Origin of the sequence: Flavobacterium tagetis (assembly GCF_016735615.1) — a bacterium.
GTDB classification, from domain to species: domain Bacteria; phylum Bacteroidota; class Bacteroidia; order Flavobacteriales; family Flavobacteriaceae; genus Flavobacterium; species Flavobacterium tagetis.
This window is the reverse complement of sequence record NZ_JAERSF010000002.1, coordinates 1,316,129-1,338,253: the sequence shown is the minus strand read 5'-3', so window position 1 is coordinate 1,338,253 and position 22,125 is coordinate 1,316,129. Positions and strand designations below refer to the sequence as shown.

Annotated in this window: 22 protein-coding genes; 8 read left to right on the top strand and 14 right to left on the bottom strand. The window is 32.5% G+C overall.

Annotation, left to right across the window (positions count from 1 at the left end):
- Nucleotides 1-7: 7 nt before the first annotated feature.
- On the bottom strand, nucleotides 8-1,012 hold the full coding sequence (holA, locus tag JI750_RS13200) for a DNA polymerase III subunit delta (protein WP_202002575.1): 1,005 nt from the start codon (nucleotides 1,010-1,012) through the stop codon (nucleotides 8-10).
- A gap of 68 nt (nucleotides 1,013-1,080) precedes the next feature.
- Here holA and JI750_RS13195 point away from each other — a divergent pair, with 68 nt between their 5' ends.
- The 3 genes from JI750_RS13195 to JI750_RS13185 are packed head-to-tail and all read left to right on the top strand — an operon-like array spanning nucleotide 1,081 to nucleotide 3,443.
- A complete protein-coding gene (locus JI750_RS13195) occupies nucleotides 1,081-1,533 on the top strand; it encodes a type I restriction enzyme HsdR N-terminal domain-containing protein (protein ID WP_202002573.1) in 453 nt (150 codons plus the stop codon).
- 24 nt (nucleotides 1,534-1,557) lie between these two features.
- A complete protein-coding gene (locus JI750_RS13190) occupies nucleotides 1,558-2,577 on the top strand; it encodes a glycosyltransferase family 2 protein (RefSeq protein WP_202002571.1) in 1,020 nt (339 codons plus the stop codon).
- A gap of 32 nt (nucleotides 2,578-2,609) precedes the next feature.
- Nucleotides 2,610-3,443, top strand: coding sequence for an OmpA/MotB family protein (locus JI750_RS13185; protein WP_111424856.1), 834 nt, complete (start codon nucleotides 2,610-2,612; stop codon nucleotides 3,441-3,443).
- Between the two features lie 187 nt (nucleotides 3,444-3,630).
- Here the strand turns inward: JI750_RS13185 and JI750_RS13180 are convergent, their stop codons facing one another.
- The 3 genes from JI750_RS13180 to JI750_RS13170 all read right to left on the bottom strand — a co-directional run bounded on the left by JI750_RS13180 (nucleotide 3,631) and on the right by JI750_RS13170 (nucleotide 7,726).
- Nucleotides 3,631-4,251 carry an L-threonylcarbamoyladenylate synthase gene (locus tag JI750_RS13180; RefSeq protein WP_202002568.1) on the bottom strand — a complete coding sequence of 207 codons (621 nt, stop codon included), beginning with the start codon at nucleotides 4,249-4,251 and terminating at the stop codon, nucleotides 3,631-3,633.
- A gap of 85 nt (nucleotides 4,252-4,336) precedes the next feature.
- Nucleotides 4,337-6,673 (bottom strand): ATP-dependent helicase, encoded by a 2,337-nt coding sequence (locus JI750_RS13175; RefSeq protein ID WP_202002566.1) that lies wholly within the window; start codon nucleotides 6,671-6,673, stop codon nucleotides 4,337-4,339.
- Between the two features lie 285 nt (nucleotides 6,674-6,958).
- On the bottom strand, nucleotides 6,959-7,726 hold the full coding sequence (locus tag JI750_RS13170; RefSeq protein ID WP_202002564.1) for a sulfite exporter TauE/SafE family protein: 768 nt from the start codon (nucleotides 7,724-7,726) through the stop codon (nucleotides 6,959-6,961).
- Nucleotides 7,727-7,850: 124 nt separating this feature from the next.
- Between JI750_RS13170 and JI750_RS13165 the strand changes: the two genes are divergently transcribed.
- Nucleotides 7,851-8,375, top strand: a complete 525-nt coding sequence (locus tag JI750_RS13165; RefSeq protein ID WP_202002552.1) for a DUF7935 family protein — start codon at nucleotides 7,851-7,853, stop codon at nucleotides 8,373-8,375.
- 54 nt (nucleotides 8,376-8,429) lie between these two features.
- Here JI750_RS13165 and JI750_RS13160 read toward each other — a convergent pair whose 3' ends face one another.
- From JI750_RS13160 to JI750_RS13150, 3 genes are all read right to left on the bottom strand, one after another.
- The gene (locus tag JI750_RS13160; protein ID WP_202002549.1) at nucleotides 8,430-9,059 is read right to left on the bottom strand and encodes a hypothetical protein; all 630 of its coding nucleotides are present in this window, start codon (nucleotides 9,057-9,059) and stop codon (nucleotides 8,430-8,432) included.
- A 7-nt stretch (nucleotides 9,060-9,066) separates the two neighbouring features.
- The gene (locus tag JI750_RS13155; protein ID WP_202002546.1) at nucleotides 9,067-9,975 is read right to left on the bottom strand and encodes a patatin-like phospholipase family protein; all 909 of its coding nucleotides are present in this window, start codon (nucleotides 9,973-9,975) and stop codon (nucleotides 9,067-9,069) included.
- A 135-nt stretch (nucleotides 9,976-10,110) separates the two neighbouring features.
- Nucleotides 10,111-12,171, bottom strand: coding sequence for a M1 family metallopeptidase (locus JI750_RS13150; protein WP_202002543.1), 2,061 nt, complete (start codon nucleotides 12,169-12,171; stop codon nucleotides 10,111-10,113).
- Between the two features lie 95 nt (nucleotides 12,172-12,266).
- Here JI750_RS13150 and JI750_RS13145 point away from each other — a divergent pair, with 95 nt between their 5' ends.
- Genes JI750_RS13145 through JI750_RS13135 form a run of 3 tightly spaced genes read left to right on the top strand, consistent with a single transcriptional unit; the run spans nucleotide 12,267 to nucleotide 13,896 of the window.
- Nucleotides 12,267-13,010: a Dph6-related ATP pyrophosphatase gene (locus tag JI750_RS13145; protein WP_369410018.1), complete on the top strand. Its 744-nt coding sequence runs from the start codon at nucleotides 12,267-12,269 to the stop codon at nucleotides 13,008-13,010.
- The gene (locus JI750_RS13140; protein WP_202002540.1) at nucleotides 13,011-13,391 is read left to right on the top strand and encodes a hypothetical protein; all 381 of its coding nucleotides are present in this window, start codon (nucleotides 13,011-13,013) and stop codon (nucleotides 13,389-13,391) included.
- 1 nt (nucleotide 13,392) lies between these two features.
- Nucleotides 13,393-13,896 (top strand): hypothetical protein, encoded by a 504-nt coding sequence (locus JI750_RS13135; RefSeq protein ID WP_202002537.1) that lies wholly within the window; start codon nucleotides 13,393-13,395, stop codon nucleotides 13,894-13,896.
- Between the two features lie 2 nt (nucleotides 13,897-13,898).
- Here the strand turns inward: JI750_RS13135 and JI750_RS13130 are convergent, their stop codons facing one another.
- The 4 genes from JI750_RS13130 to JI750_RS13115 all read right to left on the bottom strand — a co-directional run bounded on the left by JI750_RS13130 (nucleotide 13,899) and on the right by JI750_RS13115 (nucleotide 17,184).
- Complete coding sequence (locus JI750_RS13130; RefSeq protein WP_202002534.1) at nucleotides 13,899-14,294, bottom strand: DUF4348 domain-containing protein; 396 nt, start codon at nucleotides 14,292-14,294, stop codon at nucleotides 13,899-13,901.
- Complete coding sequence (locus JI750_RS13125) at nucleotides 14,294-14,833, bottom strand: DUF1697 domain-containing protein (protein ID WP_202002531.1); 540 nt, start codon at nucleotides 14,831-14,833, stop codon at nucleotides 14,294-14,296. The genes JI750_RS13130 and JI750_RS13125 overlap by 1 nt, the downstream gene beginning before the upstream one ends.
- A 32-nt stretch (nucleotides 14,834-14,865) precedes the next feature.
- The gene (locus JI750_RS13120; RefSeq protein ID WP_236673044.1) at nucleotides 14,866-16,632 is read right to left on the bottom strand and encodes a hypothetical protein; all 1,767 of its coding nucleotides are present in this window, start codon (nucleotides 16,630-16,632) and stop codon (nucleotides 14,866-14,868) included.
- 129 nt (nucleotides 16,633-16,761) lie between these two features.
- Complete coding sequence (locus JI750_RS13115) at nucleotides 16,762-17,184, bottom strand: hypothetical protein (protein WP_202002528.1); 423 nt, start codon at nucleotides 17,182-17,184, stop codon at nucleotides 16,762-16,764.
- Between the two features lie 233 nt (nucleotides 17,185-17,417).
- Between JI750_RS13115 and recG the strand changes: the two genes are divergently transcribed.
- Nucleotides 17,418-19,526 (top strand): ATP-dependent DNA helicase RecG, encoded by a 2,109-nt coding sequence (recG, locus tag JI750_RS13110; protein WP_202002525.1) that lies wholly within the window; start codon nucleotides 17,418-17,420, stop codon nucleotides 19,524-19,526.
- A gap of 235 nt (nucleotides 19,527-19,761) precedes the next feature.
- Here recG and JI750_RS13105 read toward each other — a convergent pair whose 3' ends face one another.
- The 3 genes from JI750_RS13105 to JI750_RS13095 form a co-directional block, all read right to left on the bottom strand.
- On the bottom strand, nucleotides 19,762-20,364 hold the full coding sequence (locus JI750_RS13105) for a PAS domain-containing protein (RefSeq protein WP_202002522.1): 603 nt from the start codon (nucleotides 20,362-20,364) through the stop codon (nucleotides 19,762-19,764).
- A gap of 76 nt (nucleotides 20,365-20,440) precedes the next feature.
- Nucleotides 20,441-21,295 (bottom strand): histidine kinase, encoded by an 855-nt coding sequence (locus JI750_RS13100; RefSeq protein WP_202002519.1) that lies wholly within the window; start codon nucleotides 21,293-21,295, stop codon nucleotides 20,441-20,443.
- A gap of 30 nt (nucleotides 21,296-21,325) precedes the next feature.
- Complete coding sequence (locus JI750_RS13095; RefSeq protein WP_202002516.1) at nucleotides 21,326-21,925, bottom strand: TlpA family protein disulfide reductase; 600 nt, start codon at nucleotides 21,923-21,925, stop codon at nucleotides 21,326-21,328.
- Between the last annotated feature and the right edge of the window lie 200 nt (nucleotides 21,926-22,125).

The following is a 22,125-nucleotide window of genomic DNA, read 5'->3' as shown; positions in this document are numbered from 1 at the left end:
TAATGGCTTAATTAAAAATTTTATACAGCATTTCTTTTAACAAATCTGATTGTGGTAAAGCATTAGCTCCCACTCCTTTACTCTTAACATCAATATCTCGTAAAGCGCCCACAATCTGACTTACTTTTCGCATTGGATAATTTTTTACTGCCAAATCGTACTCTTTTAAAAAGAACGGATTTACACCAAGTACTGAAGCGACATTTTTTGGGTTTTTATCTTTTAAACCATGATACTTTAAAAGCTGCACAAAAAAACCGAATACCAAACCAGTAGTCATTACTAATGGATATTCTTTTGGATTGTGAGCAAAATTTTCTGCAATTTTATACGCTTTCAGCTGATTGCGTTCTCCAATGGCTTTTCGAAGTTCAAATACATTATAATCTTTACTAAAACCAATATTCTCTTCAATATGTTCAGCAGTTATCATCGTACCTTGTGGTAAAATAATTTGCAGTTTCTCTAACTCATTGTTGATTTTACTTAAATCTGTTCCTAGAAACTCAACAAGCATGGCATTGGCTTTTGGATCAATAGTATATTTTTTTCCAGCTAAAACACGTTTAATCCAGTCTCCTACTTGATTTTCGTAAAGCTTTTTGCTCTCGTAAACAACTCCCTTTTGACCTAATAGTTTGGTAACTTTTTTACGCTTATCTAGTGTTTTATATTTATAGCAAAAAACTAAAACAGTAGTCTGCATCGGGTTATCTACGTAAGACTCTATTTTGTCAATTGTTCTCGACAAATCTTGCGCTTCTTTCACTATAACAACTTGACGTTCAGCCATCATAGGGTAGCGCTTGGCCGTTGAAACAATATCATCAATTGAAACATCTCTTCCATATAAAACTGTCTGATTAAAACCTCTTTCTTCTTCAGCCAAAACATTCTCTTCAATATACTCCGAAAGCTTATCTATATAATAAGGTTCTTCACCCATTAAAAAATAAATCGGTTTTATATCTCCGGCTTTTATATCGTTAACAATTTTTACTACTTCGTCCATTTAAATTTGTTTCAAGTTTAAAGCTTCAAGTTTGTTTGAAACAAAAAACTATTTTCTATTTTTGCTATATGCTTAAACTTAATTTCCCTGCTTATACTTTCCGATTCAAAAATAGCGAAAATAAAGTGTCTATTTTTGATGAAATCAGGAAAAAATTTATAATTCTTACGCCAGAAGAATGGGTTCGTCAGCACGTTGTTCATTTTTTAATGAATGAAAAAAAATACCCCAAATCGCTTATTAACGTAGAGAAAGTTTTAACTGTCAACGGATTACGAAAGCGATATGATGTTGTAGTGTTTAATCCTAACGGCTCTATACATATATTAGTAGAGTGTAAAGCACCAGAAGTTAAAATCTCTCAGGCAACTTTTGATCAAATTGCTCGTTACAATATGACAATGCAGGCACGGTTTTTGAATGTCACAAACGGACTAAACCATTTTTATTGTCAAATGGATTTTGAAAACGAGAAATATGAGTTTTTAAGAAGCCTGCCTGACTATAAAGAAAACCATTAACAAATAATAAAGAACTAAGTACTTTTGGATAAAATAGCAGTTGTAATTTTAAATTGGAACGGAGTAAAATTGCTTGAGCAGTTTTTACCATCTGTTATTCAGTTTTCAGAAGGTGCAGCAATCTATGTTGCTGACAACAATTCTACGGATAGTTCTGTTGCATTTGTTACAGAAAATTTCCCAACAGTAAAAATTATAAAAAACTCAGGCAATCATGGTTTTGCAAAAGGCTATAATGATGCCTTACAGCATATTGATGCAGAAATATATGCATTAGTAAATTCAGATATAGAAGTTACCGAAAACTGGCTTAAGCCAATTCTTGACACTTTCGATCAAGAAAAACATACAGCCATCATTCAACCTAAAATTCTTGATTATAAGAATAAAGAATATTTTGAATATGCTGGCGCAGCTGGTGGTTTTATTGACAAATACGGATTTCCTTTCTGTAGAGGAAGAATATTTGATACCGTTGAAAAAGATAACGGACAATACGATGATAACATTGAATTGTTTTGGGCTTCGGGCGCTTGTTTCTTTATAAGAAAAAATGTTTATCACGAGTTAGACGGATTTGATGAAAGCTTCTTTGCGCATCAAGAAGAAATTGATTTATGCTGGAGAGCTGCGAACGAAGGACATATTATAAAATACAATTTCCAATCTGTTGTTTACCATGTTGGTGGTGCAACATTACAGCAAGGAAACCCTAAGAAAACATATTTGAATTTTAGAAATTCATTATTAATGATGGTCAAAAACCTACCTAAAAGAGGATTGTTTTTTGTGATTTTCTTCCGCATGGTTTTAGATGGTATTGCCGGTATCCGTTTTCTTACACAGGGCAAAATTGGACACACTTTTGCCATTTTAAAGGCACATTTTTCATTTTATTGCTTATCTTTAAAATATCTCGGAAAACGAAAAGATTTTCAGATTCAGCAATACTATATGGTGAAAAGCGTCGTTTTCCTTTACTATATACGAAAATTGACCTTATTTAAAGAAATCTTTAACAGTATTCAAAATATTAAAAACTAAATTTGTAATCAAGTCTAATTAAAATTAAATTTATGAGAAAAATAGTTATCGCACTATCAGTATTAATGGCCCTGACATCATGTGTTTCTAAAAAGAAATATGCTGAGTTGGAAGCTAAAAACAAAGAGACTCAAGATTTGTTAAACTCATGTACTGTAAAATTAAATACGTGCTTAGAAGAAAAAGCTGGATTAGCTGCTACAGCTGAAAGCTACAAACAACATAATCAAGATTTAATCAATAGTTCTAAAGATTTAACAATCTTAACTACTAAAGGTGCTGAAAACCTTGAAAAATCTCTTGAAAGTTTAAAAGAAAAAGATTTGAAAATCTCTAGACTTCAAGATGCTTTAACTAAAAAAGACAGTGTTACTTTAGCATTAGTTACAAGCTTGAAAGGCGCTGTAGGTATCAACGATCCAGATATCGAAATCAATGTTGAAAAAGGAGTTGTATTTATCTCTATCGCTGATAAATTATTATTCAAAAGCGGAAGCTACGACGTAAGTGATAAAGCTAAATCTGTATTAGCTAAAGTTGCTAAAGTTGTAAACGACAAACCTGATTTTGAGTGTATGGTTGAAGGACATACTGATGATGTTCCTTACAAAAGCAACGGAATTATCTTAGACAACTGGGATTTAAGTGTTAAACGTTCTACTTCTATCGTTCGTGTATTAACAAACGATCTTGGTGTTAACCCAGCTAAATTAATCGCTGCTGGTAGAAGCTCTTACGTACCATTAGTTGCTAATGATTCTGCTGAGAACAAAGCTCGTAACAGAAGAACTCGTATTGTAGTTATGCCAAAAATCGATCAATTCTATGATATGATTGAAAAAGAGATGAAAAAACAAGCTAAATAATCCTTGTTTCACATACTATAAAAACAGAAAAAGCAGGTCAATCGACCTGCTTTTATGTATCCTTAATTTTTTTTTAATAACCAATTAAATATAATTAAGAATAGCATTATTTTTAAGTAACTAACTAAATTTTAACATAATAAAGTTACTCATATTTTTCATACTATTATACTTTTAGTGTATTTTTTTACAAAATATCAATATCCCCCTTGCCTTCTCTGACTATAACTGGCTCGTGCTCAGAAAGATCGATAATTGTTGATCCCACATTATCTCCGTAACCACCATCGATTACCAAATCCACAAGATGCTGCCATTTTTCAAAAATTAATTCTGGATCTGTGGTATATTCTATTACATCATCTTCATCACGAATAGAAGTCGAAACCACAGGATTTCCTAACTGACGAACAATTTCTAATATGATATTATTATCAGGAACACGAATACCAACTGTCGTTTTCTTTTTAAACTCTTTTGGCAAGCTATTGTTTCCAGGTAAAATAAAGGTATAAGGTCCTGGAAGAGCTCTCTTTAATATTTTAAAAGTCGACGTATTAATTTGACGAACATAATCGGATAAATTACTCAAATCATGGCAGATAAAAGAAAAATTGGCTTTCTCTAATTTTACTCCCTTTATTTTGGCAATTTTTTCTAATGCACGCGAATTGGTAATATCACAACCTAAACCATAAACAGTATCTGTCGGATAAATTACCAAACCTCCATTCTGAAGCACTTTTACAACTTTTGCAATTGCAGCTTCACTAGGTTTATCTGGGTATATTTTTATAAATTCTGCCATTATGTTTTATGTTTAAAGTTTTGTTTGTTTCAGGTTTCAAGTTATTCAACAACAACTTGAAACCTGAAACTTGAAACAATATTTTTTATCCTACGACATCTAATTTAGCAAATCTTAACAACAATTTCTTAATTCCGCCCACTTCAAATTTAATTTCTGCTTTTCTGTCTGCTCCAACGCCTTCAAGATTAATTACTTCTCCTTTTCCGAAACGCTCGTGCATCACTACATTCCCAACAGTAAGTTTACTGTCGAACAAATTCGAATTTCCGTTACTTGGAGCATTTCCAGAAACCGGTTTTAGTTTTCTAACATTCAAGTCAGGCTTAGGACTGTTGTCTGTAATATGTTTTGGAGGAGTTCCTCCAACTGGTTTGTTTAGTCTTAATTTTGATTTATCTACATCACCAAAAATATCACCATCAATAGGAGATTTATAACGATAATTGGTTTCCGATGGAGTTAAATATTCTAAATATTGATCTTCAATTTCTTCAATAAAACGAGATGGTTCACTGTCTGTCAGTTTTCCCCAACGATAACGAGATTGGGCATAAGTCAAATAAGCTTGATGTTCTGCACGAGTTAACGCTACGTAAAACAATCGACGTTCTTCTTCTAGTTCGCTTCTAGTACTCATACTCATAGCACTTGGAAACAAATCTTCTTCCATTCCCACCACAAATACATGCGGAAACTCCAATCCTTTTGCCAAGTGAATGGTCATCAAAGCAACACGATCTTCATCACTAGTATCTTTATCCAAATCGGTTGCCAGAGCCACATCTTCCATAAATTCAGAAAGCGCACCTCTTGCTCCGTCAATTTCTCTCTGTCCTTCAGTAAAATCTTTAATACCGTTTAAAAGCTCTTCTATATTCTGAATTTTAGCCATTCCTTCAGGAGTAGCGTCTTTCTTCAATTCTTGAACTAATCCTGTCTTTTTAGCAACGTGATCTGTCAGATAAAAAGCGTCCTGATTCTGATCGATAACCTGAAAACTCTGAATCATCGTTACAAAGTCTTTCAGTTTATTCTTCGTACCAGCATTCAATTTCAAGTCGATTTTATCGATATTAACCATTACTTCCCAAATCGAACGTTTGTAATGATTAGCAGCAATAGTTAGTTTCTCAACTGTTGTATCACCAATTCCACGCGCTGGATAATTAATCACACGAATCAAAGCCTCTTCGTCTTTCGGATTTAAAACCAAACGTAAATAGCATAAAACATCTTTAATCTCTTTACGTTGATAGAATGACAATCCGCCATAAATTCTATACGGAATATCACGTTTTCTCAACGCATCCTCCATCGCACGTGACTGCGCATTGGTTCTATATAAAATCGCAAAAGCACCATTATGGAGCTGATTCTGCATTTTCTGTTCAAAAATAGTACTTGCTACAAAACGGCCTTCTTCTGCATCAGTCAAACTTCGGTGCACTTTAATTCTCGGACCAAATTCATTGGCCGTCCAAACCACTTTATCCAGTTTGGTTTTATTATGCTCCATAACCGTATTTGCCGCTTCCACAATGTTACGCGTCGAACGATAATTCTGCTCTAAACGATACATTACTACCCCTTCATAATCTTTCTGGAAATTCAGGATGTTATTAATATTCGCTCCACGGAAAGCATAAATACTCTGCGCATCATCTCCAACCACACAAATATTCTGAAATTTATCAGACAAAGCCCTAACAATCAAATACTGAGAATGGTTCGTATCTTGATACTCATCAACCAAGATGTAGCGGAAACGGTTTTGATATTTCGCCAAAACCTCTGGAAAACGCGTCAATAATTCGTTGGTTTTCAACAACAAATCATCAAAATCCATTGCTCCGGCTTTAAAACAGCGCTCCACATATTGCTGATAAATCTCACCTAATCTAGGCTTTTTAGCCATTGCATCAGCCTCTTGCAATTCAGGATTGTTAAAATAGGCTTTTACCGTAATCAAGCTATTCTTATAACTAGATATACGTCCTAAAACCTGTTTTGGTTTATAAATATCACGATCCAGCTGCATTTCTTTGATAATCGAAGAAATTAAACGCGCCGAATCCTGAGAATCGTAAATCGTAAAATTGGAAGGATATCCTAAAAGTTCAGATTCCGCACGAAGAATACGCGCAAATATCGAGTGAAAAGTTCCCATCCAAAGATTTTTAGCTTCAGATGCCCCTACAATATCCGAAATTCTGTGCTTCATTTCTCTTGCCGCTTTATTGGTAAAAGTCAGCGACAGAATATTAAACGCATCAATTCCCTGATGCATCAAATAAGCAATTCTTATAGTTAAAACACGGGTTTTTCCCGAACCTGCACCAGCAATAATAATCATTGGCCCGTCTTTTTGTAAAACAGGCGCTCTCTGCGCTTCGTTGAGCTGGTCAATATATTTCTGCATGTAATTTTCTCCTTTTAGGCAAAAATAAGAATTAAAAAAGAAAGTTCCTAAGATGCTGAGACGCTAAGGTTCTAAGTTTTTTCTGAAGCCAAACAATTGGCTTTTTTTTAGGCATGGTTTCCCGCTTTCAGCTATATCTCTCCGCTACGCTACGAGGATACCGCCTCAATCGGGGCTAGAAAAAAAACAGTTTTTTTGAGATGCTAAGCTACTTTAAGGTTGTGAGATACTAAGTTTTTCATCAGACAAAAGAAAGAAAACTTAGAATCTTAGCAACTCAGAACCTTACTTAAAAAACACATCATAAGCAAAACGAATCAAAGTTCCGACAACCACAATCAAAAAGAAAATTCTAATAAATCCGTTGCCTTTATTGATTGCTAATTTCGCTCCAAGCCAACCTCCAAGTCCGTTGCTGATTGCCATTGGAATTGCGATTGCCCAAATGATTTTTCCTTTTATCATAAATAAACAAATCGAACCGAAATTTGTTGCCAGATTTACCATTTTAGCATTCGCAGAAGCATGAAGAAAATCAAAGCCTAGCAGCGCAATAAAAGCAACAACAAAAAAACTTCCTGTTCCTGGTCCAATAAATCCATCATAGAATCCGACAATTATACTAATAACAACCGCATACATAATTTGTGTCGTTGTCGAATGATCTTTGGCAACATGTTGTCCAAAATTTTTCTTGGCATAAGTATATACAAAAAGTAAAGATAAAACCACCAATAAAAGTGGCTTCATAAAATCATTACTTACCAAAGTTAAAATGGTAGATCCTAAAAATGCAGAAGGAACAGCCAGACACATCATTATAATTAACAGTTTCCACTGAATAACAACTTTCTTCAAATATTGAAATGCCGCAAAAGCAGTTCCGCTAAAAGCTGGAATTTTTAAAGTTCCAACTACTGTAGAAACGGGAAGATTTGGCAATAAAATCAATCCCATAGGTGTTTGGATTAATCCGCCGCCGCCAACAATTGCATCAATAAAACCAGCAGCAAAAGCCGCCAAACAAAGAAAAAGTATTATGTATGAATCCATTAAAAAGATATTTTGGTCTCAGTAAAAAACAAGTTCCAAAAGTACGTCTTCCTTTTTGTTTATTACTATAAATTTAAAGTTGATTTTTGATCAAAAAGTATATTTTTGCTTAAAAATTATTTCAATGGATTTCAACAAAATAATAGAACTTGCTAGTTATACTTTACCAGCCTTAGTTACAGGAGTTGTAGCGTATCGTTTCTTTGAACTACACATTAAAAACAATGACAGAAAGCGTGCTTTTTTACTAAATAAACAAGCTCACAAAGAATCTCTTCCTGTGCGTTTACAAGCATATGAGCGTATGACTTTGTTTTTAGAGCGTATTAATTTGACAAAATTGTTAATTAGAATTTCTCCTATTTCACAAAATAAGCACGATTACGAAAATTACGTAATTGACCAAATTGAACAGGAATTTGAGCACAATTTGACACAGCAGATTTATATGTCTGAAGAATGTTGGACGATCATTACAACTGCAAAAAATGCAACAATCCAAATGATTCGTAAAGCTGCTATGAGCGATAAAGTAGAAAATGCAGATAAACTTCGTGAAGTAATCTTAAATGATTTATTAGAAAAGCAATCGCCAAGTAATGCTGCTTTGAGCTTTATTAAATCTGAAGTTGCAGAACTTTGGTATTAAAATTATTATATTTGAGATTGAGCATATATTAACTGCTTAATCTCAAATTTCTTTTTAACTTACCCACTCCTGGTGATATTTTACCACAATCCATTTTCCTTTCATTTTTTCTAAGAAAACTTGGTAACCAGAACCGCATAATCCTGAACAGTTGAAAGTATACTTGACATAAGCTTTTTTTCCATCCGCTGAAATTATTGGAATCGTAGCCTGATAATAACTAAAATATTTTATTTTTTTACTATCATTTCTAATATTTTTAGCTGATCTGACAGCAACTTCATTAAAATCATTTTGTAATAATTTAAAAGCATTAAAGTTTTTGCTCTGAAATTCGATATACAAAGAATCTGATTTTGAAAAGAAAAATTTTTCTTGTGGAATATCGGGAAAACCAATAAGAAACTCTATCAATTCGGAGTTTTCTTCTGCTCTCTTTGGTATTTTGCCCTTCTCTATGTGCTCAATTTTCAGTTTTTCCAAATCTTCACAAAATGATATCTTTCTTTCCTCTTCTAAATATCGAGAAATTGGTAAACTATCACAATTAATAAGAGCTTTGATTATAGCATTAACTTCTTCATTTCTTGGCACTTTAAAATCAACGTTTTGCCTTTCTTTCTGACAGTTAGCAAAAAAAAATGCCAATATTAAAAATGATAGAAGACAAAATATGCTTTTCATTTAATCCTTAAATCAATATCTTATTATCACTCATTACCTCAGATTTATTCTGAGCATATTCATAACCTTGCTCCCACCATTCTTTCATTACCTCTTTATTAAAAATCAAAGCATTATCGGTTAATTTTATGGGAGTATAATATAAATTTAGTTTTACATTCTTATTGTTTGCCATAAGTTTTCCTATAGCAATATCATGTTTTTCTACTTGATCTAAGGCAATTCGGAACAAATCGATCATTAATGAAAACGGATTTTTTCCAATTACTGTTTTAGTCGTATTCACCTCAGTTTCAAGCACAATTACATCTATTTCTGTAGCTCCTCTATTTATTGCTTCACGAATTGGAACTAAGCTTGAAAATCCGCCATCACCATATTCGCAATTATTTTTTTCAACTAAACTCATAAAAGGAACATAATTGCTGGATATCCAAGACCATTCACAAAATTCCTCGTATGTACAGTCTTTTACCGATTTATATTCTGATTCGTTTTTAGTAAAATTGGTTACTGTAACAATTACATCGGTTTTTAGCTTTTTAAGCTTATTAAAATCAGAAAGAGAAAAATTATTCTGAATATACTTTTTCAGTCCTTTGCTTTCTCCAAAAGTACGTTTCCCTTTAAAAAACTGGCGCAATACATTAAAGTGATTTATAGTTACAATATCAACTCCATCTTTCGTTTTTACCACAAACGGACAAATATTAAAAATACTCGACATGGTAACATTGGTATAAACAGAATGGATTTTTTTGATATGGCCGAGAGCTAAATGCGGAATCAATAAACTTCCCGTAGAAGTTCCTAAAAACAAATCGTATTCATGTTTTTTTTCTTCTATCAAATATTGGGCAACACCGCCGGCAAATGCGCCTTTACTGCCACCACCTGAAATAACCAATGCTCTCATAAATTGTAATGTAGGTTTTGTTTTTTTGGGATATTTTTTTTTAGACTTGATAGAGGAAAGAAGCAAGAAGAAAGACCATTTATATTCTTTGCTATGAATCTTGCCTCTTGCTTCTTTCTTCTATCAAGTCTATTTTTACTCTTTCAACAAACGATTCAATTGGAACTGCTCATCGGGTGTCAAATTAGGCAAAATTCTATTAAAAGAAGCACGCATTTCAGGATTTTTTAACAGAAGTCTTATTGTATCTCTACCAAATTTTGAAAACTGCCACATATGATGCGTTGTAGCACCAACTAAATTACTCAAAACCTGATCATTAATAATTTTAAAAGCAATCAGTTTTTCTAAAGCATTTTGCCTTGTTGTAGCTTCATATTTTGTAGATGAAAATGCAATCAGTTCATTTACAATAGCATCTTTTTCATTGGTGTAGTTTGGTGTTGACAAAGCAAGAGAAAGCCATAAAGTTTTTAGATTATAATCATTGAAGCCAATCCAATTTTTAGATTTATCCAAGTATTCCCTTCTATGATCTGGAAAATTTCTCCATAGCCAATAAAGGGCAATTTCTTGTGTCTGATACGATTTATCATCCAAAAGCGTTTCGTAATTTGTTCTAAAGTCTTCTGGAATTTGGGTTAAAGAACCAGCTAGATTCTGGCGTACTTTGATGTTATTAGTCTGCATCGCCAGAAGCAAAAGATCCTTTTTGTCTTTGTATTTTTCATTTTCTAATTGATCAACAACGGCTTCTTTAACCGATTGATATACATCAGATTCTAAAGTAGTTTTCAAAATATCCTTTTTATCTGCAAAAGGTGTTTTTTTCAATTTATCGATTTCCAGTCTTTTTTGGATTGCTTTGTTTTTGCTCAATAATGCATTTGCAGTTGGCGTATCAAAAGCAGTCGATTCTAACCAAGTTTTCTGAAACTTATCCAGATCAAAATCAGAGACTTTTTTAATCTCGTCGAAGAAATTTTGAGTGTTTACAGTTAGATATGCATATTTTTTCAAGTAATTTCTAATTGCTTTTTTGAACGCTTTATCACCTATCGATTCATGCAAAACAAACAATGCCCAAGCTCCTTTTTCGTAAAATGTAAGCGAACTCGCTTTTGCGTTTAAAACAGGAATCGTGTCAGTTCGAGATGCAAACTTAATTTGTTGTGCTGTGTCGTATAATTTAGAGTAAAAATAATCTTCTCCATAAATGTCTTTTTCAGCAAGTAATGCAAAGTAAGTTGCAAAACCTTCTTGCAACCAATGATGAGTGCTGCTTTCAGCGGTAATAAGATCTCCAAACCAATGATGCGCCAATTCGTGCGCATCTACATTGGTATAATTTCGATCACAAAAACCAGTTGAATCTACTACATAACGGGTCGCAAAAATAGTCGAAGTAGTATTTTCCATTCCAGCATACAAAAAGTCTCTTACTGGAATTTGTCTGTTGATTTTCCAAGGGTATTTTACACCTATTTCTTTTTCAAGGAAATCAAAAATTCGTTTCGAGTAACGATATGTTGGCTCAAAACGATCTGCATCTTTGGGTTCGTAATAATATTCTAAAGGAACTTTACTTCTAGATTTAAATTCTTTTTTGTCAAATTTCCCTATGGCCAGCATCAACAAATAGGAACTCATTGGTTTTTCCATTTCAAACTGCCAATGATTCACGTTTCCATTTGTTATTTTTTCTTTTAAAACACCATTAGAAACTACGTGATAATCTTTATCATAGGAAATTTCTAAATTGAAAATTAATTTTTCATTCACATCATCAAAACTTGGGAACCAATTACTGGTATATCTTCCTTGCCCTTGTGTCCAGATTTGCACTTCATCATTTCCCATATCAACAAAATACAAGGTTTGCTTTGGTTTTGCTGTATAATTAAATGTCAAATGATTATATCCTTTTTTAAAAGGAAAAACCAATTTTAATTCTTTGTTAGTATTGACAAACATGATTTCAGTATCATTGACTTTTACATTCGAAAATCCCATGTTTTTAGCGTCAATCGAAATCGTATCAGTTTCTTGCAGTACATCAAATTGAAAATCGACAGTTCCTGAAATCAGTTTATCTTTTGGATTTACAGACAATTGTCCTGAAACCGATTTAAAGTCAACATATTGAGTTTGCTGTGCAAATAGAAAACTGGTGAATAATAAAAAAATGTATTTCATTGAAACAAATTTAAAAGGCAAAATCCCAAAGTTACAAAGGTTTCCTTTACAAATAGAACGAATTTTGTAAGTTTACCATATAAAACAAATCCATCGTGTCTAGACCTCACAAAGCCTTATTTAACTGGAGCAGCGGAAAAGATTCTGCTCTTGCCTTATATAAAACATTACAAAATATCGACTTTCAAATCGAATGTTTACTGACAAGTGTCAACCAGCAATATCAAAGAATTTCGATGCACGGAATTCGTGTTGAATTACTGCACGAACAAGCACAAAGCATCGGAATCCCGTTAAAAATCTTAGAAGTGCCCGAAATGCCAACAATGGAAGTGTACGAAAAAGTAATGACTGAAACTTTAACCGAACTAAAACAAAATGGTATCACACATTCTATTTTTGGAGATATTTTTTTGGAAGATTTGCGTCAATACAGAGAAAATCAATTGGCAAAAATCGGATTAAAAGGTGTTTTTCCGATTTGGAAAATCCCAACTCAAGATCTAATTCAAGAATTTATCTCGCTTGGCTTCAAAACCATTGTGGTTTGTGTAAATGAAAAGTATTTGGATAAAAGTTTTGTCGGCAGAATTATCGATCAGAATTTTATAAATGATTTACCTGAAAATGTTGATGTCTGTGGAGAAAATGGCGAATTTCACACCTTTACTTTTGATGGTCCGATATTCTCAAAACCTATTGATTTTGAAATTGGTGAAATTGTTTATAGAAAATATGAAAAGCCAGCAAAACAAGATTCATCAAATACAGCCTGTGATACTAATGATGAAACTGCTTTTGATTTTGGATTTTGGTATTGTGATTTAATTAAAAAGTAAATGAAGTATTTCTTTAAAATAGTTTTATTAATTCTTGTTTCTTTATCTGTCCAAAGCTGTTTGGTCAGCAGATGTAAAAGGCCTCAGATTACGGGCTATATTTATGATTCGGAAACAAAACAGCCAATTCAAAATTGTCAAGTTGGAGAAGTTTTAAGTCAATCGAACGGTTATTTTTCATTAAAAGAAAAAAGGTATCGCCAATTTACTTTTTTTGGCTTTGAAGCGCCAACTTTGGCTGTAAATGAATGTGTGAAAAAAAAAGGTTATGAATCTCAAAACATACAATTCATGCAGCCCTTTGGCGGTGGGATGAAAAAAGGAGCGTTACATAATGCAGACACTATTTACATCAAGAAAAATATTTTAAAAACAAATTGATATGAATTTAAAAGAAAATGAGGAAGTAAAGAAAGTAGCATTCTTTTTGAAAGAAATTGGAATTGATATAATCGAAAAAGAACTTGGCGAAACTTTTTTGCCGGGATTAGATTTAGGTCCTGACTGCATTTATGTAGATTACAATAAATTATTATATCCAGGAGATATTCTGCATGAAGCTGGGCATCTTGCTGTAACGGTTCCGGCCGAAAGAAAACTGGTAAGTACAACAGAAATTTCTAAAGATTGGCCAACCCAAGGCGACGAGATTGCTGCGATTCTATGGTCGTACGCAGCGCTACACCATTTACAGCTTTCACCAGCATTTGTATTTCATCCGCATGGTTATAAAGGAAATTCTGAATGGTTTATTTCAAATTTCACTTCAGGAAATTATATGGGATTGCCTCTTTTAGAATGGATGGGATTATCTCTAGGAAAAGAAAAAGCTGAAAAAAAACAAAAAATGCCTTTTCCAGCCATGCAAAAATGGATTCGTGACTAACATTAAGTCGATTGATCGACAAAAGTTTTTAGAAACCATTTGTTATCTTTTAATTCAAAAATATAATCAATATAAATTCCGTTATCTAAACCACGCTGTTCAAGAGTAGCTTTGTTTTTCTTAACTGACAATGTGCGTTTTAAATATTTTTCATCAGCTTTGTTATTAAGATGAAGCACTTTATATTTCTCTTTTGCCATTGTGTAATCTATTAATTCAAAATCGTCATTGTTAGCCTTATACTTTAAGGGAAAAATCACTCTACTAACTTGAAATTTAGGATCTGCATTGAATTTCTTAAAAAAATCATTAAAATCTTCTGAAGCTCCTTTTGATGTTTGAGCCAAAGTCACAGAGCTTAGTCCTAAGAAGAACATTATAAAAAAATACTTTTTCATTATTCGTTATACATTTTAAGCAAGTTCGTAACCGTATTCCAATTTCGAATCGTTGCTGTTACATTTAATTTTTTCTCGATATATTTTTGGTCAAAACGGGTTTTTCCTGCACCAACGGCATATTTAATAAAAATTCTGTTTTCATCAATGCTGGCTTCGTCTGGTTTGAATTGACTTATTTTCAAATCGTTAATGCTCTCTTTTTTCAAATTCATTGAAACAAAAGCAACGTATAGTTTTTTCATATCAATGTCTTTTTCTTTCAAGAACGGATTGTTAGCAAAACATGATTCTAAATTTTCTTTGGTAATCATAACAACAGGAACTTCGTGACCAAAGACTTTAAAGATTTCTTGTTTAATCACAAAACCAACTTTTGAAGCATCTTCTTCACTATCCACAAAAACATTTCCGGATTGCAAATACGTTCGTACATTTTGAAAGCCCAGATTTTCCAGCATTGCCTTCAAAGCTTCCATTTTCATCATATTATGCCCAGAAACGTTGATTCCGCGTAAAAGTGCTAAATGTGTTTTCATTTTTCTAATTTTTATTCAAAGATAAAAAACTACTATTCATCATTCTCTTCTTCGCTAATTTCAATATCAAATTTTACTAAAAAATCATTAAATTTCTGTTTATATTTTTTTTGCGCTTCTTCTACAATTTCATCTGCTTCTTCATTAGTATCTATTGCATCCAAATTAAATTCTTCTTTCACCCATTCGCGAAATTCTTCCTTATTTTCACTTTCTTCATAATATTCTTCGTCTTGATAAAAATAAGCTTTATCATAATCAACAGAAATTTCGGTATCCAATGTTAGAAGTTGAATTAATTTTTGAGTGTTTTCTGCTACTACATGAACTCCACCTTCATCACCAAAAACAACAATCGGACAATTATTCAAATCGTTATCGATAATCCAATAGGCATAAGAGCTTCCTGAACCGTTTGCACCTGCAAATTCAATAAAACTATTATAGAATTCTTCCTCTTCAGACCAAGTTTTTATACCTGTTTTTTCTTCAGTTATTGTAAGTCCAAAACATTCTGAATACGTTTCTACGCCATATTCCTGTTCAAATTCATATAATTTAACTAAATCTTCTGGCAGTTTGTAATTGCCAAATTGAGAAGCATATTCTTCCAATGTAAATCTATTATCGTAATCTGAATACTCAGTTTCCTCCTCGTCGTCGTCAACAACTTCAGCCGTCAATATTTCAAAAGTTTTCATCACAGCATTTTTCACGCAGAAAAGCTCAATTCCTGGAGCATTTTCATCATTCATCCATTGGTATTTTGGATCTCCATTTTCGTCAAGATACTCCAGAATAAGCATAATTTCTTCGTCTTCATGACACCATAAAGCACGCATTCTGATTCCGAAACCATTCGAAATTTCTTCTGAAATCTGGCTGTATTTTTTTCCTTCATAATCAAACGGAATAAACAAATAAGTTGTTCCTGAAATATGTCTAACGATTTTTCCGTTTTCTTTCTGCTCTTCAGTTTCAGATAAAACTTCAACCATCTTGATAAACTGATTACGAAAATCAGCATACGAATACTTCTCTTTTTTATCGTAATCTAAAATTGAAAGACCTTCTTTAAAAACATCTAAATAGTTATTGCCTAATATTTCTTCGTTATAATCTGAATTTTCTAAAAAAGAATCTTCTACAATATCAGATAATTTATGGGTTGAAGGCAAATAATTTTCAACAGTTATAATAGATCCGTCAGTGTCTTGAACATTGCTGCAAATTAGCACATCGGGTCTACCCGCACTTATAATTGCCTGAACATCTGTAAAACGCTCAAAATGAAACAGCATATCATCAGTATAAATCAGCCAAGCGGTAAGATCTCCTTTTACAAAAAGTTCACCATGATTGTATTCTCCAGCAAGTGTGTCACATTGCAGACCACCACCCAAATAATGAACATTTCCGAACAAATTAATATTTACAGTTGTAGTTTTTCCTAAAACGATTAAAGCAGGAGAATTATCAGTATCAAAAGAACTGATAAGCTTGGTAACCGTTAGATTTCCTTTAAAAATAAAACCTAGAATAAAAATATCTGGATGTTCTTCTGTACTGAAATCCATCTCAAATAAATCCATTTCTACATCGTCTTCCGCTAATAGAAATATCGGGTTTTCTTCGTAATCAGGAAAACGCCAAGTATCTTCAAAAACATTATAGACTTTATTATTGTTGAAATCGGTAAGATCTCCAATGATATTATGCGCTTCATGTCGGTTAATTACTTTGAATGTAATACCAGAAAATACCATTGTTTCAAAAGGAACTTTTTCTTCTTTAATCATAATTTGAGGCTTATAATTTGAATATTTGAACAAATCTAGTAATTATCTTTTTTATTAAAACAATACTGACGTTAAATAAAAAACTCCGTTAGGAAACTAACGGAGTTTTACAAGTTGCAATATTAAATTTTAATTTGATTTTTTAAATACGAAACCGGCATCACATGCACGAGCATCATCTATTAATTTTGCCGACTTATCCAGAGTAAAACTTTCTATCAAACCACCTCCACAGCTCGAAATAAATGCATTATCCTTTTTCTCTTTATAAGTTAATACAAAACGAGTAAGATTATCTTTAGTTATAATCTCAAAAGTTCCTGTCAGCGTTACATTGATATTTTCATATACTCTGGTTTTTGAAAATGTATTATCCTTATTAAAAATATATGAATACTGATTTGAAGAAGGATCGTCATTCTTCGGTTCGTTATATTGCACCCATTTTCCATAATAGTCTGTAATGCCCGTATCTGCCTTATTGCTTGAATCGTCATTTGAGCAAGAAATTAAAAAAGCAAACATTACAATTAAAAGTCCAATTTTTTTCATTTTTAAAGTTTTTGATGGTTAATTATTATTAAGATTTTACCTTCTTAAAAAGGTTGCGTCTGCATTTAACAACTTAACGATAAGTTAATATTCAAATAGTTGAAAATTACAATTCATTTTCAAAATTCCCAATTAAAATCTATCTTCGCTTTTCAATAAAATCCCAATAAAATAAATTCCAAATTCCAATTCTTCAAATCTAAAATCAGCAATCTAAAATCTAAAATAATTTAATGTCTAATAATCTTCTTGAAACTCCAATTGAATACTTAAAAGGTGTTGGCCCAAGCCGTGGTCAATTACTTCGTAAGGAATTGGGTATTCATAAATATGGAGATTTAGTCAATCTTTTTCCGAATCGATATATTGACAGGACGCGTTATTATAAGATTAACGAATTGCAGAATACGGGCTCTGAAGTTCAAATTATTGGAAAAATAATTCACATTAAAACTGTTGAATTTGCCAAAAACAAAAAACGTCTCGTAGCTACTTTTGTTGATGATACAGGGCAAATTGATCTAAACTGGTTTCAAGGCCATAAATGGATTCGCGAAAGTTTAAAGCTGAATGAAACTCTAGTAATTTTTGGAAAATGTTCTCTTTACGGGAGTCAATTCAGTATGGCACATCCTGAAATTGAATTGTTAAGCGAACACGAAAGAAGTTTACGCTCGGCTATGCAACCTGTTTATCCTTCGACAGAAGCTTTGGCTAATAAAGGAATTTCGAACCGAACGATTAATAAATTGATGGAACAGCTTTTTCTGGAAACACAAGCATTGTTTACCGAAACTTTTCCTCCATTTCTAATCGAAGAATTAAAGCTGATTCCGAAACGTGCGGCATTATTCAATATTCATTTTCCTAAAAGTGCTGAAATTTTAGCAAAAGCACAATTTAGACTGAAGTTTGAAGAATTGTTCTTTATTCAGTTGCAATTAATTACAAAGAATCTCATTCGAAAACATAAAATTAAAGGACATCCATTTGACAAAGTGGGCGAACTTTTTAATGAATTTTATAAAAATCATCTGCCTTTTGATTTAACGAATGCTCAAAAAAGAGTAATCAAAGAAATCAGAACCGATATGGGAAGCAACGCCCAAATGAATCGTTTACTTCAAGGTGATGTAGGTTCTGGAAAAACGATTGTTGCTTTTATGAGCATGCTTTTAGCAATTGACAATGGTTTTCAGGCTTGTTTGATGGCGCCGACAGAAATCTTGGCAAATCAGCATTTTATCGGATTATCAGAATTTGCTAAAACATTAAATATCAATATTAGAATTTTAACGGGTTCTACCAAAACTTCTGAAAGAAAAATTATTCATGAAGAATTAGAAAGCGGAGAACTTAAAATTTTAATTGGAACCCATGCCTTATTGGAAGATAAAGTACAGTTTCAGAACCTAGGTTTGGCTGTAATTGATGAACAGCATCGTTTTGGCGTGGAGCAGAGATCTAAATTGTGGAAAAAAAATGATATCCCGCCACATGTTTTGGTTATGACCGCCACTCCTATTCCGAGAACACTGGCAATGAGTTTGTATGGTGATTTGGACATTTCAGTTATTGACGAATTGCCGCCAGGAAGAAAACCAATTCAGACTGTACATCGATACGATACGAATCGTTTGAAAGTATGGAAATTTCTTCGTGATGAAATTGCAAAAGGAAGACAGATTTATATTGTTTATCCGTTGATTCAGGAATCTGAAAAAATGGATTATAAGGATTTGATGGATGGTTACGAAAGTATTTCTCGCGACTTTCCGCTTCCGCAATATTCTATTTCTATCCTTCACGGAAAAATGAAACCAGCCGATAAAGATTCTGAAATGAAGCGTTTCTCTGAAGGAAAAACCAATATCATGGTCGCTACAACTGTAATTGAAGTTGGTGTAAATGTACCAAACGCCAGTGTAATGATTATTGAAAGTGCCGAAAGATTTGGACTTTCGCAATTGCATCAGCTTCGCGGACGTGTTGGTCGTGGTGCCGAACAAAGTTATTGCATCTTAATGACGGGGCATAAATTAAGTTCTGATAGTAAAACCAGAATGGAAACTATGGTACAAACCAATGACGGTTTTGAAATTGCCGAAGTTGACTTAAAACTTCGCGGTCCTGGTGATTTAATGGGCACACAGCAAAGCGGTGTTCTAAACCTTCAAATTGCAGATATTGTAAAAGATAGAGAAATTCTTTCTCTGGCTCGTAATTATGCCATAAAAATCTTAAAAGAAGACTCTGCTCTTCAAAAACCTGAAAATGCAATTCTTAGAGCAATTTTCATCGAGTTGACCAAGAAAAAGAATATCTGGAATTATATTAGCTAACAAAGATGCTAAGGTTTAAGCCCTAGCCTTTTATATTTAACACCAAAAAAGCTCAACGATTTTAAACTTAAAATCGTTGAGCTTTGAAACCTTAGTAACTTAGAAGCTTAGCATCTTAGAAACTAAAAAAAAACTCCATTGCGTCCTATTTATCATTCATATGATTTAGTTTTGATGGGGGGTCAAATTTAAAGTTGAATATTTTATTAGACACAATGAAGTATACTGTTATTTATCACTTTTTAGAATCTGCTTTCTTTTCAAAAAGACCGCTAAATAATCCTTTGCTTATTTTGTTTTTATCGTCCTTTCCTGTTGCAATCAAATGATCGATATATTCCATATATGTTTTCTTTCTTTCTTCCAAAAAACCTACCAAATATTCTTCTGAGGCATGCATACCGCTGGTTTCCTCAATCTGCAGAAGTTTCTTATATAAAGGTTCAATAAACTTTACGATAATATCATTTGGAACCGATTTTCTGGTGCCAAAATAACCAACAATCTCACCATCTGTATCTGCAATAATTTTAAAATCGGTTACAACCCAGTAATAACGTCCTGTTTTGGCCATATTTTTTATAATGACATGAATGTTTTCACTAGATTTAATACTGTCCCATAAAAATTTAAAAATTACTTTTGGCATATCTGGATGTCGTACTATGTTATGAGGCTGGCCAACAAGCTCAAATTCATCATAACCAGAAACATCTATAAAGTCTTCATTGGCATATAAGATAGTTCCTTTTTTATCAGTTTTACTAAGCAATACTTTATTCTTATTCCAGTCTACTTCTCTATCAGAAGGTGTTGGACGGTGCAATTTGGCATCCATAAATCTTATATTTAAATTAATTTAAAAAAATTAATGTTTTTTTGAATTAGATTCCGATTACTCGGAAAACAAAAAGCTAACTTCTGCTGTTGGTTGATTTTACATGAATATCATTAACTAAATCATCAATCTTTTTGGCACTTTCTCTCATCATTTCAAGATAACTTAGTAGTTTATCATTATCTGTATGTCCTTTTGAAACATCAATTAGTTTTAAAACTGAATTTACAGGCAGTTTCAAATCTAAAGTGGTTCTATGAATAAAATCATTGTAATCTTTTGTAGCCGACATTGAACTGTATTTTGCTGAAGCCAATTTCATGTTTTCCAATTCATATTCGTCTGAAATTTTTGAGATATGATTTTCACTGTGTTCTTTAAAATAATAAGCCCAATAGCCATTCATAAAAAACACTACAGCAGCCAAAACGGTATGAATAATTAAAGTTTCAAGATCAAAATTTACCTGCGAAAAATATACCTGAAGCCCGTTTGCATCATTATAAATATAGTTTTGTAAATACGCCAATCCTGCATGATGAAGTACAACTAATAAAGTAAGCGGAATTTGAAGTTTCCAGTTCTGATAAATAATCAAAATCGTGCTGGCAATAAATACTGTAAAATGCATTTCGAACATTCCGTGCATTTGATAAATGTACTGTGCCATAAAAATAGCTAGAACAACAGAAAGAACATACTGATAAAATTTAGAGTTTTTCATGAAAAATTTAGCAGAGTAATACAATAAAAGATTCAGCGTTCCGACACCAACACCAATTTCGAAAGTATCGTATTTAAAAGAAAGTCCGATACCAAGGAGAAAATATACTGCAAGTACATAATTAATAATCGTATCTGATTTTTGTGTCATTGTAGACATAAAACTGTGCAGATAATCTTGTTCGTTTAAGCTAGCTTTTGTTTTCATAGGTTTTAGTTTTTGGGTTTTGGAAAATAGTTATTTAGTACATTTTGGTAATGAACACCCGTATGCCTTAAGTGCTAAAGCATTAAAAGAAGGATTTACCTTTTGGTTAAGAAGAGAATCTATCGCCATTTGGGCATAGTTACTTTGCGTATCTGTACAATATCTTGTTTTATTGTAATTGCCCCTGTAATATAAATTATGGGATTGATCTAATAGAACTGCTTGCGGAGTTGAGAAAACACCACATTTTTTAGCAATCGTTTCATCAAAATAAACAGGAATTTTGGCATCAAATTTTTGCTGAATTTCAGCAATAGTGAAATTCTTTTGTTTGTTTAAAACGACAATTTTGAAATTAATCTGATCTCCGTACTTTTTAATTAAATCGCTTACATGGGGCACGTTGAATCGCGAACAAGGACATTCGGGATTAAAGAAATGAATAAAAATAGGTTTATTGTCAAATGCACAGCAAGGACCAATCTCAATCTTAGATCCCATTGCAATAGCGTGGTAATTCTTTGGAATTGGAGTTGGAAGACTATATTTAAATTCATTCTGCCAAAACAAATAGCCAATCGCCGCAAGTAAAAATGTGAACCATAAACTTAGAAGTAATTTTTTCTTCATAAAATCATTTTTTTTATTATTTAAACAACTAAAGAATAAACACTTGTTAAAACTACTATCTCCCTATTTGTAGTAAAAACCAAAAAAAACAACTTCTATTTTCATATTTTAACAATAACACAAAACTATTCTTATAACGTCTTGTTAAAATTCCACCATTTTGTTTAACATATCAATGTTACAAATAAAATCGATAAAGT

What these genes read in the sequence shown, in the direction of transcription:
- holA (WP_202002575.1), bottom strand. Translation starts at nt 1,012, where the DNA reads ATGGACGAAGTAGTAAAAATTGTTAACGATATAAAAGCCGGAGATATA.
- JI750_RS13195 (WP_202002573.1), top strand. Translation starts at nt 1,081, where the DNA reads ATGCTTAAACTTAATTTCCCTGCTTATACTTTCCGATTCAAAAATAGC.
- JI750_RS13185 (WP_111424856.1), top strand. Translation starts at nt 2,610, where the DNA reads ATGAGAAAAATAGTTATCGCACTATCAGTATTAATGGCCCTGACATCA.
- JI750_RS13180 (WP_202002568.1), bottom strand. Translation starts at nt 4,251, where the DNA reads ATGGCAGAATTTATAAAAATATACCCAGATAAACCTAGTGAAGCTGCA.
- JI750_RS13175 (WP_202002566.1), bottom strand. Translation starts at nt 6,673, where the DNA reads ATGCAGAAATATATTGACCAGCTCAACGAAGCGCAGAGAGCGCCTGTT.
- JI750_RS13170 (WP_202002564.1), bottom strand. Translation starts at nt 7,726, where the DNA reads ATGGATTCATACATAATACTTTTTCTTTGTTTGGCGGCTTTTGCTGCT.
- JI750_RS13165 (WP_202002552.1), top strand. Translation starts at nt 7,851, where the DNA reads ATGGATTTCAACAAAATAATAGAACTTGCTAGTTATACTTTACCAGCC.
- JI750_RS13160 (WP_202002549.1), bottom strand. Translation starts at nt 9,059, where the DNA reads ATGAAAAGCATATTTTGTCTTCTATCATTTTTAATATTGGCATTTTTT.
- JI750_RS13155 (WP_202002546.1), bottom strand. Translation starts at nt 9,975, where the DNA reads ATGAGAGCATTGGTTATTTCAGGTGGTGGCAGTAAAGGCGCATTTGCC.
- JI750_RS13150 (WP_202002543.1), bottom strand. Translation starts at nt 12,171, where the DNA reads ATGAAATACATTTTTTTATTATTCACCAGTTTTCTATTTGCACAGCAA.
- JI750_RS13140 (WP_202002540.1), top strand. Translation starts at nt 13,011, where the DNA reads ATGAAGTATTTCTTTAAAATAGTTTTATTAATTCTTGTTTCTTTATCT.
- JI750_RS13135 (WP_202002537.1), top strand. Translation starts at nt 13,393, where the DNA reads ATGAATTTAAAAGAAAATGAGGAAGTAAAGAAAGTAGCATTCTTTTTG.
- JI750_RS13130 (WP_202002534.1), bottom strand. Translation starts at nt 14,294, where the DNA reads ATGAAAAAGTATTTTTTTATAATGTTCTTCTTAGGACTAAGCTCTGTG.
- JI750_RS13125 (WP_202002531.1), bottom strand. Translation starts at nt 14,833, where the DNA reads ATGAAAACACATTTAGCACTTTTACGCGGAATCAACGTTTCTGGGCAT.
- JI750_RS13120 (WP_236673044.1), bottom strand. Translation starts at nt 16,632, where the DNA reads ATGATTAAAGAAGAAAAAGTTCCTTTTGAAACAATGGTATTTTCTGGT.
- JI750_RS13115 (WP_202002528.1), bottom strand. Translation starts at nt 17,184, where the DNA reads ATGAAAAAAATTGGACTTTTAATTGTAATGTTTGCTTTTTTAATTTCT.
- recG (WP_202002525.1), top strand. Translation starts at nt 17,418, where the DNA reads ATGTCTAATAATCTTCTTGAAACTCCAATTGAATACTTAAAAGGTGTT.
- JI750_RS13105 (WP_202002522.1), bottom strand. Translation starts at nt 20,364, where the DNA reads ATGGATGCCAAATTGCACCGTCCAACACCTTCTGATAGAGAAGTAGAC.
- JI750_RS13100 (WP_202002519.1), bottom strand. Translation starts at nt 21,295, where the DNA reads ATGAAAACAAAAGCTAGCTTAAACGAACAAGATTATCTGCACAGTTTT.
- JI750_RS13095 (WP_202002516.1), bottom strand. Translation starts at nt 21,925, where the DNA reads ATGAAGAAAAAATTACTTCTAAGTTTATGGTTCACATTTTTACTTGCG.